Source organism: Kitasatospora kazusensis, from assembly GCF_039529945.1.
GTDB lineage: Bacteria > Actinomycetota > Actinomycetes > Streptomycetales > Streptomycetaceae > Kitasatospora > Kitasatospora kazusensis.
In genome coordinates this window covers 101405-117033 of the sequence record NZ_BAAANT010000015.1, presented here as the reverse complement: position 1 = coordinate 117033, position 15629 = coordinate 101405, and the positions used below count along the sequence as shown (strand labels likewise).

At 73.2% G+C, this 15629-nt stretch carries 13 protein-coding genes; 5 read left to right on the top strand and 8 right to left on the bottom strand.

Annotated elements, in window-relative coordinates; all coding sequences use genetic code 11:
• The first annotated feature begins 146 nt into the window (after nucleotides 1-146).
• Entirely contained in the window at nucleotides 147-1961 is a 1815-nt protein-coding gene (locus ABD330_RS15615) for a glycosyltransferase family 2 protein (RefSeq protein ID WP_344465234.1), read from the top strand.
• The gene (gene glxA, locus ABD330_RS15610; protein WP_425555538.1) at nucleotides 1958-3934 is read left to right on the top strand and encodes a radical copper oxidase GlxA; all 1977 of its coding nucleotides are present in this window, start codon (nucleotides 1958-1960) and stop codon (nucleotides 3932-3934) included. Before ABD330_RS15615 ends, glxA begins: the two co-directional genes overlap by 4 nt.
• A gap of 185 nt (nucleotides 3935-4119) precedes the next feature.
• Here glxA and ABD330_RS15605 read toward each other — a convergent pair whose 3' ends face one another.
• The 3 genes from ABD330_RS15605 to ABD330_RS15595 form a co-directional block, all read right to left on the bottom strand.
• Entirely contained in the window at nucleotides 4120-5094 is a 975-nt protein-coding gene (locus ABD330_RS15605) for a glycoside hydrolase family 6 protein (RefSeq protein WP_344465232.1), read from the bottom strand.
• Between the two features lie 79 nt (nucleotides 5095-5173).
• Complete coding sequence (locus tag ABD330_RS15600) at nucleotides 5174-5887, bottom strand: uracil-DNA glycosylase (protein WP_344465230.1); 714 nt, start codon at nucleotides 5885-5887, stop codon at nucleotides 5174-5176.
• 133 nt (nucleotides 5888-6020) lie between these two features.
• Entirely contained in the window at nucleotides 6021-6800 is a 780-nt protein-coding gene (locus tag ABD330_RS15595) for an HAD-IIA family hydrolase (RefSeq protein WP_344465228.1), read from the bottom strand.
• A gap of 167 nt (nucleotides 6801-6967) precedes the next feature.
• On the opposite strand from ABD330_RS15595, the gene ABD330_RS15590 reads away from it, so the two are divergent.
• From ABD330_RS15590 to ABD330_RS15580, 3 genes are all read left to right on the top strand, one after another.
• On the top strand, nucleotides 6968-8041 hold the full coding sequence (locus tag ABD330_RS15590) for a Gfo/Idh/MocA family protein (RefSeq protein ID WP_344465226.1): 1074 nt from the start codon (nucleotides 6968-6970) through the stop codon (nucleotides 8039-8041).
• Between the two features lie 93 nt (nucleotides 8042-8134).
• Nucleotides 8135-8428: a DUF6412 domain-containing protein gene (locus ABD330_RS15585; RefSeq protein WP_344465224.1), complete on the top strand. Its 294-nt coding sequence runs from the start codon at nucleotides 8135-8137 to the stop codon at nucleotides 8426-8428.
• Between the two features lie 78 nt (nucleotides 8429-8506).
• Nucleotides 8507-9196 (top strand): YidC/Oxa1 family membrane protein insertase, encoded by a 690-nt coding sequence (locus ABD330_RS15580; RefSeq protein WP_344465222.1) that lies wholly within the window; start codon nucleotides 8507-8509, stop codon nucleotides 9194-9196.
• A 70-nt stretch (nucleotides 9197-9266) separates the two neighbouring features.
• Here the strand turns inward: ABD330_RS15580 and ABD330_RS15575 are convergent, their stop codons facing one another.
• The 5 genes from ABD330_RS15575 to ABD330_RS15555 form a co-directional block, all read right to left on the bottom strand.
• On the bottom strand, nucleotides 9267-10307 hold the full coding sequence (locus ABD330_RS15575) for an adenosine deaminase (RefSeq protein ID WP_344465220.1): 1041 nt from the start codon (nucleotides 10305-10307) through the stop codon (nucleotides 9267-9269).
• 220 nt (nucleotides 10308-10527) lie between these two features.
• The gene (locus tag ABD330_RS15570) at nucleotides 10528-11823 is read right to left on the bottom strand and encodes a DUF445 domain-containing protein (protein ID WP_344465218.1); all 1296 of its coding nucleotides are present in this window, start codon (nucleotides 11821-11823) and stop codon (nucleotides 10528-10530) included.
• Nucleotides 11824-11961: 138 nt separating this feature from the next.
• Nucleotides 11962-13251 (bottom strand): nucleotide sugar dehydrogenase, encoded by a 1290-nt coding sequence (locus ABD330_RS15565; RefSeq protein ID WP_344465318.1) that lies wholly within the window; start codon nucleotides 13249-13251, stop codon nucleotides 11962-11964.
• Between the two features lie 140 nt (nucleotides 13252-13391).
• Nucleotides 13392-14549, bottom strand: a complete 1158-nt coding sequence (locus tag ABD330_RS15560) for a glycosyltransferase family 2 protein (protein WP_344465316.1) — start codon at nucleotides 14547-14549, stop codon at nucleotides 13392-13394.
• Between the two features lie 116 nt (nucleotides 14550-14665).
• A complete protein-coding gene (locus tag ABD330_RS15555; RefSeq protein WP_344465216.1) occupies nucleotides 14666-15625 on the bottom strand; it encodes an ABC transporter ATP-binding protein in 960 nt (319 codons plus the stop codon).
• Between the last annotated feature and the right edge of the window lie 4 nt (nucleotides 15626-15629).

Here is a 15629-nt window from a genome sequence, read left to right as displayed (position 1 = left end):
GGGATGGCCGGCGCGGCCCCGCGTCGCCGTACATGCGGGGGCATGTGACGTGCAGACGAGGGCCGGTTCTTCCGCGGGTTCCCCCAGCTCACAGGGCAGAGCAGCAACGGGCCGGAACACCTCGGCCCGTGGGGGGAGTTGTCACCATGGCCAGGACAGAGGCATGCGCAAAAACGCACGAGCCGGAGGCCGGGAATCCGGTCGGCACCACCGCGCTCCCGCGAATACCCGGACCGTACGGGCACGATCAAGGCGCCTACGACTATCACGGGTTCAGCCGCCTGGCGGGCCCGCTCCGGATGCCGCCGCCGGCGCCGGAAATCTACCGGGTCCGGTACCGGAGACTGCTGAGCCACGAGCCGCACCGGCTGCGCGCCGCCCTGCTGCTGGTGCTCGCGCCGCTCGTCGAGGCCACGCTGCTGGTCTGGCTGCTGCTCCCGGAGCACTGGCCCGTCCGGGTGGGCGAGGCCCAGCCGTGGCTGCCGGCCGGCGACAAGGTGATGATCGGGATCATCGCGCTGATCGAGGGCTTCCGCCTGCTCAACGTGGTCTCCAACGTCCACGCGACCCTGGTCGCCCGTGACCCCGTCCCCGTCGTGGCCCAGAGCGGGACACGGGTCGCCTTCCTCACCACCTGCGTGCCGGGCAAGGAGCCCCCGGAGATGGTCCGGGCCACCCTGACGGCGGCGCTGGCCGTCCGGCACGACGGCCCGTACGAGGTCTGGCTGCTGGACGAGGGGGACGACCCCGGCATGCGGCTGCTCTGCGCCGAACTCGGGGTGCGGCACTTCAGCCGGAACGGCATCGGGCGCTGGAACCAGCCGCGCGGCCGCTTCCGCGCCAGGACCAAGCACGGCAACTACAACAGCTGGCTGGAGGCGTTCGGCGACGACTACGACTACTGGGTCTCGGTCGACACCGACCACGTCCCCTCGCCGGAGTTCTGCGAGCGGATGCTCGGCTACTTCCGCGACCCGGACGTCGCGTTCGTGGTCGGCCCGCAGGTCTACGGCAACTACGCCTCGTCCGGGTCCGCCGTCACCAAGTTCGCCGAGAGCCAGCAGTTCCTGTTCCACGCGCTGGTCCAGCGGGCCGGGAACCGTTACGGCGCACCGATGTTCGTCGGCACCAACAACGCCGTCCGGATCAAGGCGCTGCAGTCGATCGGCGGCCTGTACGACTCGATCACCGAGGACATGGCGACCGGGCTGGAGTTCCACCGCCGCCGCAACCCGCTCACCGGCGACCGCTGGAAGTCCGTCTACACCCCGGACGTGCTCGCCGTCGGCGAGGGCCCGTCCTCCTGGACGGACTTCTTCTCCCAGCAGCTGCGCTGGAGCCGGGGCACCTACGAGACCGTCCTCACCCAGTACTGGCGGGCCGCCCGGCAGCTGTCGCCGGGCCGCCTGCTGAACTACACGCTGATGGTGTGCTTCTACCCGACGGCCGGGCTCACCTGGCTGCTCGGCGGGCTCTCCAGCGTGCTCTACCTCGGCTTCGGGGCCTCGGGCGTGCACGTCTCCTCGGAGATCTGGATGATGCTCTACAGCGACGCCGCGGCACTCCAGATCCTGCTCTACACCTGGAACCGCAAGCACAACGTCAGCCCGCACGAACCGGCCGGCTCCTCCGGGGTGGCGGGCATGGTGATGTCCGCGCTCTGCGGGCCGGTCTACGCCGCCTCGCTCGTCCAGGCCCTGCTGCGGCGGCGCAGCCGCTTCGTCGTGACGCCCAAGGGCGACTCGGCCAGCCCGGACCGGCTCGCGACCTTCCGGATCCACCTGGCCTGGACGGCGGTCTTCGGCGGCGCGCTGACGGCCTCCTTCTTCACCGGCAACGGCCATGTGGCGATGCGCTCCTGGGCCTGCGTCGCGCTGTTCTTCAGTGTCCTGCCGATGGTCGTCCGCGCGGCGGACGCCATCCGCCACCGTCGCGTCACCCAGGGGGCTCTGCACCGATGAGGATCCGTCGCCGTCGTCCCGAGGCCGGCCCGGGGGCCGGCCGCCGCACCCGCCGCTTCGCGATGGGCAGCACCGTCGCCCTGGTCGTGGCGAGCATGAACGCCCCGGCCGTCCTCGGCTTCGCGGGCAGCCAGTACCACCGGTACGTGATCGACCAGGCGGGGTACAAGGCCCGCTACGGCCACTGGCAGACCGTCGAGTTCCCCACCGGGTTCCGGATCGACGCCGTCCACGCGACACTGCTGCGGACCGGCAAGATCCTGATCATCGCCGGGTCCGGCAACGACCGGAACAGCTTCGACGCGGGCACCTTCAAGAGCCTGCTGTGGGACCCGGTGAAGAACACCTACAAGCTCGTCCCCACCCCGAAGGACATGTTCTGCGGCGGCCACACCTCACTGCCCGACGGAAACGTCCTGGTGGCGGGCGGGACGCAGCGCTACGAGGCGCTGGACGGCACGGTCAAGAAGGCGGCCGGCACCATGCGGGTCCGCAACGAGAGCCCGGACGGGCCGCGCACCTTCCCCAAGGGCACCGGTTTCACCGCCCCGGACGGCCGCGAGTACCTCAGCACCGCCGACGTCACCGTGCCCGCCGCGGTGAAGACCGTCACCACCGACAAGGCGACGGGCGCCCGCACGGTTACCGTCACCGCCGGCGAGCAGCACGTCTTCGCCGAGGCGGCGGCCCCCGGCGCGGCCTACGTCGACCAGCACCCGGCCCAGTACACCGTCAAGGGCCTGACCGGCCCCGACGCCCACAACCTCTACGGCATGAGCGACGCGATGACGCTCGACAAGCAGGACTTCCAAGGCATCCGCAGCGCCTACGAGTTCAACCCGGACACCGAGCAGTACGAGCAGGTGCCGGACATGACCTACGCCCGCTGGTACCCGACGCTCACCGGGCTCGGCAACGGGGACGTGGTCACCGTGTCCGGGCTGGACGACACCGGGCAGATCCTCAGCGGCAACGACAACGAGCTCTTCGACCCGGCCGCCAAAACCTGGTCCAAGGCGCCGGACCGCTACTTCCCGACCTACCCGTCACTGTTCCTGACGGCGGCCGGCAAGCTCTTCTACTCCGGCTCCAACGCGGGCTACGGCCCGGCCGACCGGGGCCGCACGCCGGGCCTGTGGAACCTGGCGGACAACAGCTTCCAGACCGTCGGCGGGCTGCCGGACACCGACCGGCTGGAGACCTCCTCGTCCGTCCTGCTGCCACCCGCGCAGGCACAGAAGGTGATGGTGCTGGGCGGCGGCGGGGTCGGCGAATCCCCGGCCTCGACCGCCCGCACCGGGATCGCCGACCTGACGGCCGCCGCACCGGTCTTCACTCCTGGGCCTGACCTGCCCGCGGGCGGCACCCGTTACCTCAATAGCGTGATCCTCCCCGACGACACCGTCTTCACCACGGGCGGCTCCAGCGACTACCGGGGCAAGCACCACAGCGACCTGCTCAAGGCCCAGACCTACCACCCGGACACCAACAGCTTCACCGTCGCCGCCGCACCGACCGTCGGCCGGGACTACCACTCGGAGGCTCTGCTCCTCCCGGACGGCCGGGTCGTGGTGCTCGGCTCCAACCCGCTCTTCGCCGACAAGGCCGACACCGAACCGGCCCCCTTCGAGCAGCGGATCGAGATCTACACGCCCCCGTACCTCTTCCACGGGACCCGCCCCGAGATCACCGCCGCCCCCGGCCGCGCCGCTCTCGGCGACACCCTGACCGTCGCCTCCCCGCATCCCGAGGCCGTCACCACCGCGAAGCTGATCCGGCCGAGCTCGGTCACCCACGCCACCGACGTCGAACAGCGCTCCGTCGCCCTCACCATCACCGCCCGCAGCACCGGCGGCCTCGACCTCACCCTCCCCACCAACCCGAACCTCCTCCCCCCGGGCTGGTACATGCTCTTCGCCACCGACGCCACCGGCACCCCGTCCGTGGCCCACTGGATCCAGATCACCAGGTAGCCCGCCCAAGGTCGCACCATCCCCAGGGGCGCGAGGAACTGCGCGAAACCGGAAGGCACCGGGCCCGAACCGCTGCGCAGCTCGCCGGAAGCTGCACTATCCAGGGGCGCGAGGAACTGCGCGAAACCGGAAGGCCCCCACCGTCACTCCCGACTCGCACAGCCCCCCGCGCCGCCGGGGGCCCCTCACCCGCCGCCGGCCAGGCGCACCGCGTAGGGCAGCCAGAACCGCCCCGCCGCAGGCTCGCCCCGGCCGCAGTCGCCGTCCGACTCGCCGGGGTCCTTGATCCACAGGTAGGCGTCCACGCCCGGCCGCCCGGTGTCCGTGGTGGGGGTCTCGCCCAGCGCCCGGCCGGCCGGGTTGCACCAGTCCCGGTCGCCCAGCGGGCCGTTGCCGTTGCGGCTGGTGTCGATCACGAAGTGCTTGCCGCCGAGGGCCGCCGACACCCGCCCGCCGAACTCCGAACTCTGCTGAGTGGTGTAGAAGTTGGACACGTTGACGGCGAAGCCGTCGGCCTGGTCGACGCCGGACTTCCGCAGCGCCCCGGCCAGCAGCCCCGGGTCCTTGAGCCACCCGGCGTTGCCGGCGTCGAGATACACCCGCACCTTCGGGAGCTTCTTCAACTCCTTTACCGCATAGGCCAGTAGCCCGTACCGCTCGTCGGCCTCCGCCGCCGGCGCAGCGCAGCTGTCCAGCGTGTGTGCGACGGCGTCCGGCTCCAGGACCACCCAGGCCGCGCGGTCGGCCAGCCCGGCGGCGAGCCCGTCGATCCAGGCCCGGTAGGCGGGGCCGTCGGCCGCACCGCCGGCCGAGTACCGGCCGCAGTCGCGGTACGGGATGTCGTACGCGACCAGCAGGGCCGTCCGCCCGGCCGCGGCCGCGCGCAGCGTCAGGTCCTGCGCCTCGGCGCGGGCGTCCGGCCCGGCCAGCCAGACCGCGGCGGGCTGCCCGGCGATCCGGGCCACGGCCGCCGCCTGCGCGCCCTTCAGGCTCGTCAACTGCCGGGCCGCGGAGGACTGGTCCCATACGTAGAAGGTCTGCCCGACCGGCTGCCCGGCCGGCTGGCCGGCCGGCTGCGCGGGCGCCGCCCGGGGCCCCCCGCACCCGGCGGCCACCCCCACCGCACCGGCCAACGCCACCCCACGCCAGAACCGGTGCACGAACCCGCCCTCCCAGCCCCAGCCGTCACGGTCGGCACTCAGCTTCGCACAGCGGGTGCCGACCGTAACGGCCTTTGGGTCAGGCCGACTTGAGGTCCGGAATGCGCCAGTCGATCGGCTCGCTGCCGAAGCCTTCGAGGGCCTCGTCGATCTGCGAGAACGGGCGGCTGCCGAAGAAGAGCTTCGCCGACAGCGGCGACGGGTGCGCGCCCTGCACGACCACGTGCTTGGTCGTGTCGATCAGCGGCAGCTTCTTCTTGGCGTAGTTGCCCCAGAGCACGAAGACGCACGGCTCCTCGCGCTCGCTGACCGCCTTGATCACCGCGTCGGTGAACTTCTCCCAGCCCTTGCCCTTGTGCGAGTTCGCCTCGTGCGCGCGGACGGTGAGCACCGCGTTGAGCAGCAGCACGCCCTGCTCGGCCCAGTGCATCAGGTAGCCGTTGTCCGGCGCCGGCACGCCGAGGTCGGTGTTCAGCTCCTTGAACATGTTCCGCAGCGACGGCGGGGTCTTCACCCCGGGCAGCACCGAGAAGCTCATCCCGTGCGCCTGGCCGTTGTCGTGGTACGGGTCCTGGCCCAGGACCAGCACCCGGACGCCCTGGTACGGCGTCGCCGCCAGCGCGGAGAACTCCTGCCCGCTCGGCGGGAACACCTCGTGCTCGGCCCGCTGGGCCGCCACGAAGGCCGCCAGCTCGGCGAAGTACGGCTTCTCCAGCTCGCCCGCCAGCGCCTCGCGCCAGGACTCCGGTACCTCGAACTCGGCGCCCACGGCCACCTCTGCCACATCCGTCACGACTTCAACCTCTCACACACGTCCGCTTCCGAACCGAACGCTACACAGCCCCACCGACAACACGGCGGCCCCGCCCTCCCCGGTGACGGGGAGGAGCGGGGCCGGTGAAGAACGACGGAGCGAGGTGAAGAAATCAGACGAGTTCGATCAGATCCGCGATCGACTTGACCACCCGGGTCGGCCGGTACGGGTAGCGCTCGACATCCTCCGCGTCGGTCAGGCCGGTGAGCACCAGGATCGTCTCCATGCCCGCCTCCATCCCGGCGACGATGTCGGTGTCCATCCGGTCGCCGATCATCACGGCGCTCTCCGAGTGGGCGCCCGCGCTGTTGAGGGCCTCACGCATCATCAGCGGGTTCGGCTTGCCGACGAAGTACGGGTCCACGCCGGTCGCCTTGGTGATCAGCGCCGCGACCGAACCGGTGGCCGGCAGCACGCCCTCCGGCGAGGGGCCGGTCTCGTCCGGGTTGGTGCAGATGAACCGGGCACCCGCGTTGATCAGCCGGATCGCCTTGGTCAGCGCCTCGAAGCTGTAGGTGCGGGTCTCGCCCAGCACCACGTAGTCCGGGTTGTTGTCGGTCAGCACGTACCCGGCCTGGTAGAGCGCGGTCGTCAGCCCGGCCTCCCCGATCACGTATGCCGTGCCGTTCGGGCGCTGGCCCTTGAGGAACTTCGCGGTGGCCAGGGCGGAGGTCCAGATCCGCTCCTCCGGGACGTCCAGGCCCATCCCGGCGAGGCGGGCGCTGAGGTCGCGGGGGGTGTAGATGGAGTTGTTCGTCAGCACCAGGAACGGCTTGCCCGACTCCTGGAGGCGGCGGAGGAACTCCTCCGCTCCGGGGATCGGCGTGCCCTCGTGGATGAGGACGCCGTCCATGTCGGTGAGCCAGGACTCGATGGGCTTGCGGTCTGTCACGTGCGTATCTCCCGAAGTCGTACTCCAGCTGCCCCGACGGCTCCAGCCTAATCCGCACGCCTGCCCGACGGCAGTACGGTCCCGCCCACCGGACGACCGGCGACGACCGGCGAGCCGGCCCGCGCGCTGATCCGAACTCAGCCCGGCGCCCGTGATTGAGTAGTGGCATGAGTACCGCGCCCCGCCCCCCGTTCCGCGTCGGCCTGGTGGGCTACGGCCTGGCCGGTTCCGCGTTCCACGCCCCGCTGATCGCCGCCACCCCCGGACTGCGGCTGGACGCGGTGGTCACCGCCAACCCCGGCCGGCGCGAGCAGCTGCACCGCGAGCACCCGGACGCCCGCGCACTGGACACCCCCGAGCAGCTGCTCGCCGAGGCGCCCGGCACCCTCGATCTGATCGTGATCGCCTCCCCCAACCGCACCCACGTCCCGCTGGCCCGCGCCGCGCTCTCCGCCGGGCTGGCCACCGTGGTGGACAAGCCGCTCGCCGCCACCGCCGCCGAGGCCGCCGCGCTGTGCGACCTGGCCGAACGGACCGGCACCCTGCTGTCGGTCTTCCAGAACCGCCGCTGGGACGGCGACTTCCTGACCGCCCGCCGCCTGGTCACCGAGGGCGCGCTCGGCCGGGTGCATCGCTTCGAGTCCCGCTTCGAACGGTTCCGCCCCAAGCCCAAGGCGGGCTGGCGCGAGCTGGCCGACCCGGCCGAGGTCGGCGGCACGCTGTACGACCTGGGCAGCCACCTGGTCGACCAGGCGCTCGCCCTGTTCGGCCCGGTCGCCGCGGTGTACGCGGAGATCGACGTCCGCCGCGACGGCGCGGTGGTCGACGACGACGCCTTCCTCGCGCTCAGCCACACCTCCGGCGTCCGCTCCCACCTGTGGACCAGCGCCCTGACCCCGCTCGGCGGCCCCCGGCTGCGCGTCCTCGGCGACGCGGCCGGCTACGTCAAGTACGGCATGGACCCGCAGGAGAACGACCTCCGGGCCGGCCGCCGCCCCGGCGACGGCACCCCCTGGGGCACCGAGCCCGCCGAGGCGTACGGCACCCTCGGCCACGACGGGCAGACCGCCCCGGCCCCCACCGACCCCGGCGACTACCCCGCCTACTACGCGGGCATCGCCCACTCGCTCGCCACCGGCACCCCGCCCCCGGTCGACCCGCGCGACGCCGTCGCCACCCTCACCGTCCTCGAAGCGGCCCGGGGCTCGGCCGCCACCAGCACCGTCGTCCACCTCGGCTGAACCCCCTACCGCCCGCCCGGCCGGACACGTACCATCGGGCGGGACCGCCCGAACCGGCGCCGTCGCCCGAACCCACGACCGAGGAGGTCCGCCGTGCCGCTGCTCGCCGTACTGCTCGGGCTGCTCCGGTTGCTGACGGGTGACACGATCACCGGGCCCGCCGGGCTGACCGCCGTCGCGGCCGCCGCGACCCTGGCCCTGCTGGCAGGCGTCGTCGCGGGCACCCTGGCGACCGCCCGGCTGCTCGGGGCCCGCGCCCCCGCCTTCGTCCGGGACGGGACACTGCGCAGGCGCGCCTTCCGCACCGCCTTCCTCCCGCAACGCGATCCGGACGCCCGGGGCCGTCGACGCCCCAGGGCCCCGGGCGCGGCCCTGACGGCCGCGTAGCACCGCCTCTTCCGCACCGCGACGCCGCCGTCCTCCGCCGAAATCTCGCTCACGAGACCCCGGAGGGCTCGCACCACCATGTCCGTCTTCGCTCTGCTCGACCCCGCCGTCCACCTGGCGCACGGCGCCGTGTCGGCACTCGCCCAGCTGCTCCCGACCGCCCTCGCGATCGTGCTCTTCACGGTCTGTGTACGGCTCGCGCTGCACCCGCTCGCCCGCGCCGCCGCACGCGGCGAGAAGACCCGCCTGCGGCTCGCCCCACAGGTCACCGAGCTGAACCGCAAGCACAAGGGGAAGCCGGAGAAGCTCCAGGCCGCACTGACCGAGCTGTACCGCGCCGAGAAGGCCTCGCCGCTGGCGGGCTGCCTGCCGATGCTGGTCCAGATCCCGTTCTTCTCGGTGATGTACCGGCTGTTCACCACCCCGAACGACCTGCTCGGGCACACCGTCCTCGGCGTCCCGCTCGGCCTGCACGTGAGCTCCGCCCACGGCCCGGCCCAACTGGCGGTCTTCGGCCTGCTGTACGCGGCGCTCGCCGCCGTCGGCTACGCGGGCTTCCGCCGCGCCCGCCGGACGATGGCCGCCGCCACCACCCCCACCCCCGGCGGCGCCCTGATGCCCTACCTCTCCTTCGGCACCGTCCTGTTCGCCGCCCTCGTCCCGCTCGCCGCCGGCCTCTACCTGCTCACCACCACCGCCTGGACCACCGCCGAGCGCGCCTGGCTGCACCGGGACGCCGCCGTCCCGGCCCTGGTGCAGGCCGCCTGAGACCGGGCGGCCGTCACCGCCGCCGGGGATCCCGCGCGGGGATCCCCGGCGGCGGTGACGCGGGGAGGGATCAGCCCTTGGCCCAGCTCGCGAGGTAGCCGTCGATCTCGCCGGCCAGGCGGGCCTTGCCGGGGGCGTCCAGGAAGGACGCCTCGACGGCGTTCTTCGCGAGCGCGGCGACGCCGCTCTCGTCGAGGCCCAGCAGGCGGGCCGCGACGGCGTACTCGGTGTTCAGGTCGGTGCCGAACATCGGCGGGTCGTCGCTGTTGATCGTGACCAGCAGGCCGGCGTCGACCATCTGCCGGATCGGGTGCTCCTCGATCCGCTCGACCACCCGGGTGGCGAGGTTGGAGGTCGGGCAGACCTCCAGCGGGATGCGGTGCTCGCCGAGCCAGTCCATGAGCGCCGGGTCCTTCACCGACTGCGTCCCGTGCCCGATCCGCTCCGCGCCGAGCACCCGCAGGGCGTCCCAGACCGTCTCCGGCCCGGTGCTCTCCCCGGCGTGCGGGACGCTGTGCAGGCCGGCTGCCCGGGCCCGGTCGAAGTACGGCTTGAACTGCGGACGCGGCACGCCGATCTCCGGGCCGCCGAGCCCGAAGCTGACCAGGCCCTCCGGCGCGAGGTCGACCGCGAGCCGGGCGGTCTCCTCGGCGGCGGCGAGGCCGGCCTCGCCGGGGATGTCGAAGCACCAGCGCAGCACCACGCCGAGGTCCTTCTCGGCGGACTTGCGGGCGTCCTCGATCGCCTCCATGAACGCCACGTCCGGGATGCCCCGGCTCACCGAGGAGTACGGGGTGATCGTCAGCTCGGCGTACCGGATCTGCTGGCGGGCCATGTCCTCGGCGACACCGTAGGTCAGCGCGCGGACGTCCTCCGCGTCACGGATCAGGTCGACCACGCTCAGGTAGACCTCGATGAAGTGCGCGAAGTCGGTGAAGGTGAAGTACTCGGCGAGCGCGGCCGGATCCGTCGGCACCTTCGACTGACCCCGGTGCCGGGCCGCGAGCTCGGCCACCACCCGGGGCGAGGCCGAGCCGACGTGGTGGACGTGCAGCTCGGCCTTGGGCAGGCCTGCGATGAACGCCTCGATCCCGTTCTTACCTTCTGACACGCCACTGCTCCCTGCTCGAAATGGGCTGACTTCGGATCATTTCACGATCCCGGCGAAGCCGTGCGGCTCGCCCGAGGTTGCACTGTCCAGGGGCGCGTGGGGGCACCTCCCGGCCGAAGGCTGGGGGAGAACTGCGCGAAGGCGGAAGGCACCCCACCGTTACTCCCGTTTCGCGCAGTTCCTCGCGCCCCCTTGGGCCAGCCCTACCCGTCGGGAGTCGCTACGCGCCGAAGGCGACGGCCACCGTGTGGATCAGCAGGCCGGCGAGGGCCCCCACCACGGTGCCGTTGATGCGGATGAACTGGAGGTCGCGGCCGACGTTGGCCTCGATCTTGCGCGAGGCGTCGTCCGCGTCCCAGCCCGCCACCGTCTCGGAGATCAGCGCGGTGATCTCCTCCCGGTAGGTCTCCACCACGTACTGGGCGGCGTCCTGGAGCCAGCCGTCCGTCTTCGCCTGGAGCTTGGCGTCGGTGGCCAGCCGCTGCCCGAAGGACCGCAGGCCGTCCCGGATCCGGCGCCGCAGCTCGCTCTGCTCGTCCTCGGCGGCGGTCACCACCAGTGAGCGGACGGCCGCCCAGGAGGAGGCGATCAGGTCCTGGACCTCGGTCCGGGCGAGCAGCTCGGCCTTGGCCCGCTCGACCCGGGCGATGGTCTCCGGGTCCTGCTGGAGTTCGGTGGCGAAGTCGGCGAGGAACTTGTCGATGGCCCCCCGGGCGGCGTGCCCCGGGTCGTCCCGTATGTCGGTGACGAACCGCATCAGCTCCTTGTAGACCCGCTCGCCGACCTGGTGGTCGAGGAACCTGGGCGTCCAGCCGGGGGTCTTCTCGGTGACCCGCTGGACGACCTCCTCGTGGTTGACCGTCAGCCAGTCGTGCGCCCGGACGGCGATCAGGTCGACCACGCCGTGGTGCCCGCCGTCGGCGACCACCTTGCCGAGCAGCCGTCCGGCGGGCTCGGCGACGGAGGTGGCGGCGGCCCGGCGGGTGACGGCCTCGCTGACCACGGCCTGGATGTCGTCGTCGCGCAGCACGGCGAGCACCCCGCGCAGCGCGGCGGCCGCCTCGGTGGTGACGCGGTCGGCGTTGCCGGGCGCGGCCAGCCACTCGCCGAGCCGCCGGGCGATGCCGATCCGGGCGAGCCGCCCGCGCACCACGGAGGCGGAGAGGAAGTTGTCGCCGACGAAGTCGCCGAGCGACTTGCCGAAGGCGTCCTTCTTGGTCGGGATGATCGCGGTGTGCGGGATCGGCAGCCCGAAGGGGCGCCGGAACAGCGCGGTGACGGCGAACCAGTCCGCCAGCGCGCCGACCATCCCGGCCTCGGCGGCGGCCGCGACGTACCCGGTCCAGGAGCCGGCGCCCGCGGCGCCGGCCCAGGTCGCCAGGGCGTAGACCACGGTGGCGAAGGCCAGCAGGCCGGTCGCGATCCGCTTCATCCGCCGGACGCCCCGGCGCTTCTCCTCGTCGGCCGCGGTGAAGCTCACCCCGGCAACCGGTCCGACTTTCTCATCAACGCTCACCCGGACAGTCTGCCCCGCCGCGACCCCGCAGGGGTGCGGGGAACTGCGCGAGTCCGAAAGGTACGGACCGTTGCCTTCCGAACTCGCGCAGTTCTCCCCCAGCCTGCGGCCGGGAGGGGCCCCCACTCGCCCCTGGGGTTACCCGCCGCCGCCCAGGACCAGGTGCCGGACGCCGGCCCAGCGCGCCGGGTCCGTCACCCGCCGCCCGTCGAGCAGCACCCGCACGCCGGGGAAGTCCGCCGCCGCCAGCTCCCGGTACTCCGGGTGGTCGGCCTGGATCACCAGCGCCTCGACCGGCTCCCCGTCGTACGGCGGCAGCCCGAGCGCCGCCAGCTCCGCCGCCTCGTACAGCGGGTCGCTGACGTACGGCCGGGCCCCCGCCTCCCGCAGGGCCTCGACCAGCGGGAAGACCCCGGAGTACGCGGTCTCCTTGACCCCGCCCCGGTACGCCGCGCCGAGCACCCGCACGCCCACTCCGGCCAGCGTGCCGAGCGCGCCCGCGAGCAGGCCGACGGCGTACGCGGGCACCGTCTCGTTCGCCGCCCGGGCGGCCCGGACGACGGTCGCGTGCGGGTCGTTCCAGAGGTACAGCTTCGGGTACACCGGGATGCAGTGGCCGCCGACGGCGATGCCCGGCCGGTGCAGGTGGCTGAACGGCTGCGAGTTGCAGGCGTCGATGACCGGGGCCAGGTCCACGCCGCAGCGGTCGGCGAACCGGGCGAACTGGTTCACCAGGGCGATGTTGACGTCCCGGTAGGTGGTCTCGGCGAGCTTGGCGAACTCCGCCGCCTCGGCCGAGCCGAGGTCCCAGACGCCGTTGCCGCGCTCCAGGTCCGGGCGCGGGTCGAAGTCGAGCACCGAGCGGTAGAACTCGGCGCCCTGCCGGCCCGAGCGGGCGTCGAGGCCGCCGACCAGCTTGGGGTAGCGGCGCAGGTCGGCGAAGACCCGTCCGGTCCGCACCCGCTCCGGGCTGAACACCAGCCCGAAGTCCCGCCCCGCGACCAGGCCGGAGCCCTCCTCCAGCCGCCCCGCCCAGCGGCCCCGGGTGGTGCCGACCGGCAGGGTGGTCTCGTAGCTGACCAGCACACCCCGCCGCAGCCCGGCCGCGACGGCGTCGGTGGCGCTGTCCAGCAGCGAGAAGTCCGGCACGCCGTCCGCGTCGGTGACCAGCGGGACGACCAGCACCACGGCCGCCGCACCGTCGACGGCCTCCGCCGTGTCGGTGGTCGCCCGGAGCAGGCCCTCGGCGACCACCTCCTTGAGGCGTTCGGCCAGCTCCGCCTCACGCGGGAAGGGCGGCCGGCCCTCGTTGACCGCGCGCACCACCTCCGGCGCGATGTCCGCACCGGTGACGCGGTGCCCCTTCCCGGCGAACTGCACCGCCAGCGGCAGCCCCAGCTTGCCGAGGCCGACCACACAGATGTCCATCGTGCTCATCTCTCTCTGTTCACCTTGACCACCCGGGTGCCCAAGTAGCTTGCGGCCCGCCCGCCCCGCGCCCCTCGGCGGAGGCAGCGGCCCCGTCGCACCCGTCCCCGCGCCCCCGGGTCACCGCCCGGGACGCGCCCTCAGGACCGGACCAGCCCCCGGGCCCTCGGCTGCGCCGGCAGCCGTACGGGTTCGGCGGCGGACAGCGCGAACAGCCGGTCCGGCAGGCGCAGCCGGCGGTTGCGGAAGGCCGGGTACCCGGCGTACTCCTGCCCGTCCCGCAGCAGCACCGGCGCCGGGCCGTTGGCGGCCTCGTACTCGATCAGCCCGCACAGGGCGTCGAGCCGCCCGCGGGCGGCCAGTACCAGGCGGAGCCGGTCGGGCACCGGCAGGCGGTACACCAGGGCGGGGTGGCAGTGGCTGCGGACCAGCCGCCCGACGCCCGCGCAGACCTGCCACCGGGTCGCCCGGTCCAGCGTGAGGAAGCCCTCCTGGAGCAGTTGCGGGACCTCCCAGCCGAAGTGCCGGCTGCGGATGGCGTCGCGCTCGGGGCCGGGCTCGGTGAGCCGCTCGACCACCTGCTGGATCGCCGCGACGCCGCGCACCCGGTCCAGCGGCCCGGCGCGGTGGGTGACGTTGCTGCGGTCCCGGCGGAGCACCAGGTGGTAGTAGTCGTAGTCGGCCAGGACGGAGACCCGGCGGGCCCGCAGCAGGGCCTCCAGGGTGAACGGCTGGTCGGAGTGGACGAGCAGGTCCTCGCGCCGGCGCAGCCCGTGCCGGGTCAGCAGTTCGCGGCGGAAGAGCTTGGTGTCGGCGAGCGCCCAGGCGAGCGCCGAGTCGGTGAAGCGGACCTCGGCGGCGGTGCGGTCGAAGATGCCCTGCGGCACCATCCGCCCGTTCTCGCCGACCTGCTTGGGCAGCACGACGTCGGCGTCCCACCGGTCGGCGGCCCGGACCAGCCGCTCCAGCGCCTCGGGGGCCAGCCAGTCGTCGGCGCCGAGGTAGAGCACGTACCGGCCCCGGGCCACGGCCGTCCCCACGTTGGTGGGGGCGGCCGGGCCGCCGGAGTTGGGCTGGTGCCGGAGCCGGAACAGGCCGGGGTGCAGTGCCGCGAAGCGCCGCAGCTCCGCGCCGCTGCCGTCCGTCGAGCCGTCGTCGACCGCGACCACCTCCATCCGGGCCGGCCCGATGGTCTGGGTCGCGAGCGATTCCAGGCAGGCGGTCAGGTACGGCATGGTGTTGTAGACGGCGATCACGACGGAGACGTCGGGTACCGCCGTCCGCCGTTCGGATCCCATCAGAGTCACGAGGTGACAACTCCGCCCGGTGCCCGCGGGTTACGGGAAGGCGGACAGCGGACCCGGCGGACCGGGACCGCCCGGGGGCGCGCCGGCCGTACAGGCGGGGCGCCGCCTCAGCCGATGGCGACCTCCGCGTACATCCGTGCGATCACGTCCTCGATCGCGGGTTCGCGTACCGAGAGGTCGACCAGGGGGTAGCGGTCCGCGACGGCGGCGACGATCGGCGCGGCGCTCTCCTGGGCGGGGAAGGCCAGCCACTGGCGCGGGCCCTCCACCTTGACGACCCTGGCGCCCGGGACGACGATCGCCGGGTGCGCCTCGGCCAGGTCCACCACCAGGGTGCGCTCGCTCTCCCCCGCGGCGTGCAGCCCGTCGAGTCCGCCGTCGTAGACCACCCGGCCGTGGTCGATCACCATCACCCGGCCGCACAACTGCTCGATGTCGGTGAGGTCGTGGGTGGTGAGCAGCACGGTGGTGCCCTGAAGGGTGTTCACCTCGCGCAGGAACTCCCGGACCCGGCCCTTGCTGATCACGTCGAGCCCGATGGTCGGCTCGTCCAGGTAGAGCACCTGCGGGTCGTGCAGCAGCGCCGCCGCGAGGTCGCCGCGCATCCGCTGGCCGAGCGAGAGCTGCCGGACGGGCGTGTCCAGCAGGGCGCCCAGGTCGAGGAGTTCGACGCAGCGGTCGAGGTTGGCCCGGTAGCGGGCGTCCGGGATGCGGTAGATCCGGCGCGCCAGCTCGTAGCTGTCGCGCAGCGGCAGGTCCCACCACAGGGTGGTGCGCTGGCCGAAGACCACGCCGATCCGCTGCGCGAGCCGGGTGCGCTCGCGGGCCGGGTCGACGCCCGCGACGCGCAGGCGTCCGCTGCTGGGGACGAGGATGCCGGTGAGCATCTTGATGGTGGTGGACTTGCCGGCGCCGTTGGGGCCGATGTAGCCGACGCACTCCCCCGCGCCGATCTCGAAGCTCAGCCCGTCGACGGCCCGGACCTCGCGTTTCTCCCGGCGCAGCCGCCCGGCCCTGGTCCGGACGGTGAAGCTGCGGTGGACGTCGTCCAGTTCGATGAGTGCCATGTCC

Bases quoted from the DNA above. Each gene is read 5' to 3' on its own strand.
- ABD330_RS15615 (WP_344465234.1), top strand. From the start codon at position 147: ATGGCCAGGACAGAGGCATGCGCAAAAACGCACGAGCCGGAGGCCGGG.
- glxA (WP_425555538.1), top strand. From the start codon at position 1,958: ATGAGGATCCGTCGCCGTCGTCCCGAGGCCGGCCCGGGGGCCGGCCGC.
- ABD330_RS15590 (WP_344465226.1), top strand. From the start codon at position 6,968: ATGAGTACCGCGCCCCGCCCCCCGTTCCGCGTCGGCCTGGTGGGCTAC.
- ABD330_RS15580 (WP_344465222.1), top strand. From the start codon at position 8,507: ATGTCCGTCTTCGCTCTGCTCGACCCCGCCGTCCACCTGGCGCACGGC.
- ABD330_RS15565 (WP_344465318.1), bottom strand. From the start codon at position 13,251: ATGGACATCTGTGTGGTCGGCCTCGGCAAGCTGGGGCTGCCGCTGGCG.
- ABD330_RS15560 (WP_344465316.1), bottom strand. From the start codon at position 14,549: ATGGGATCCGAACGGCGGACGGCGGTACCCGACGTCTCCGTCGTGATC.
- ABD330_RS15555 (WP_344465216.1), bottom strand. From the start codon at position 15,625: ATGGCACTCATCGAACTGGACGACGTCCACCGCAGCTTCACCGTCCGG.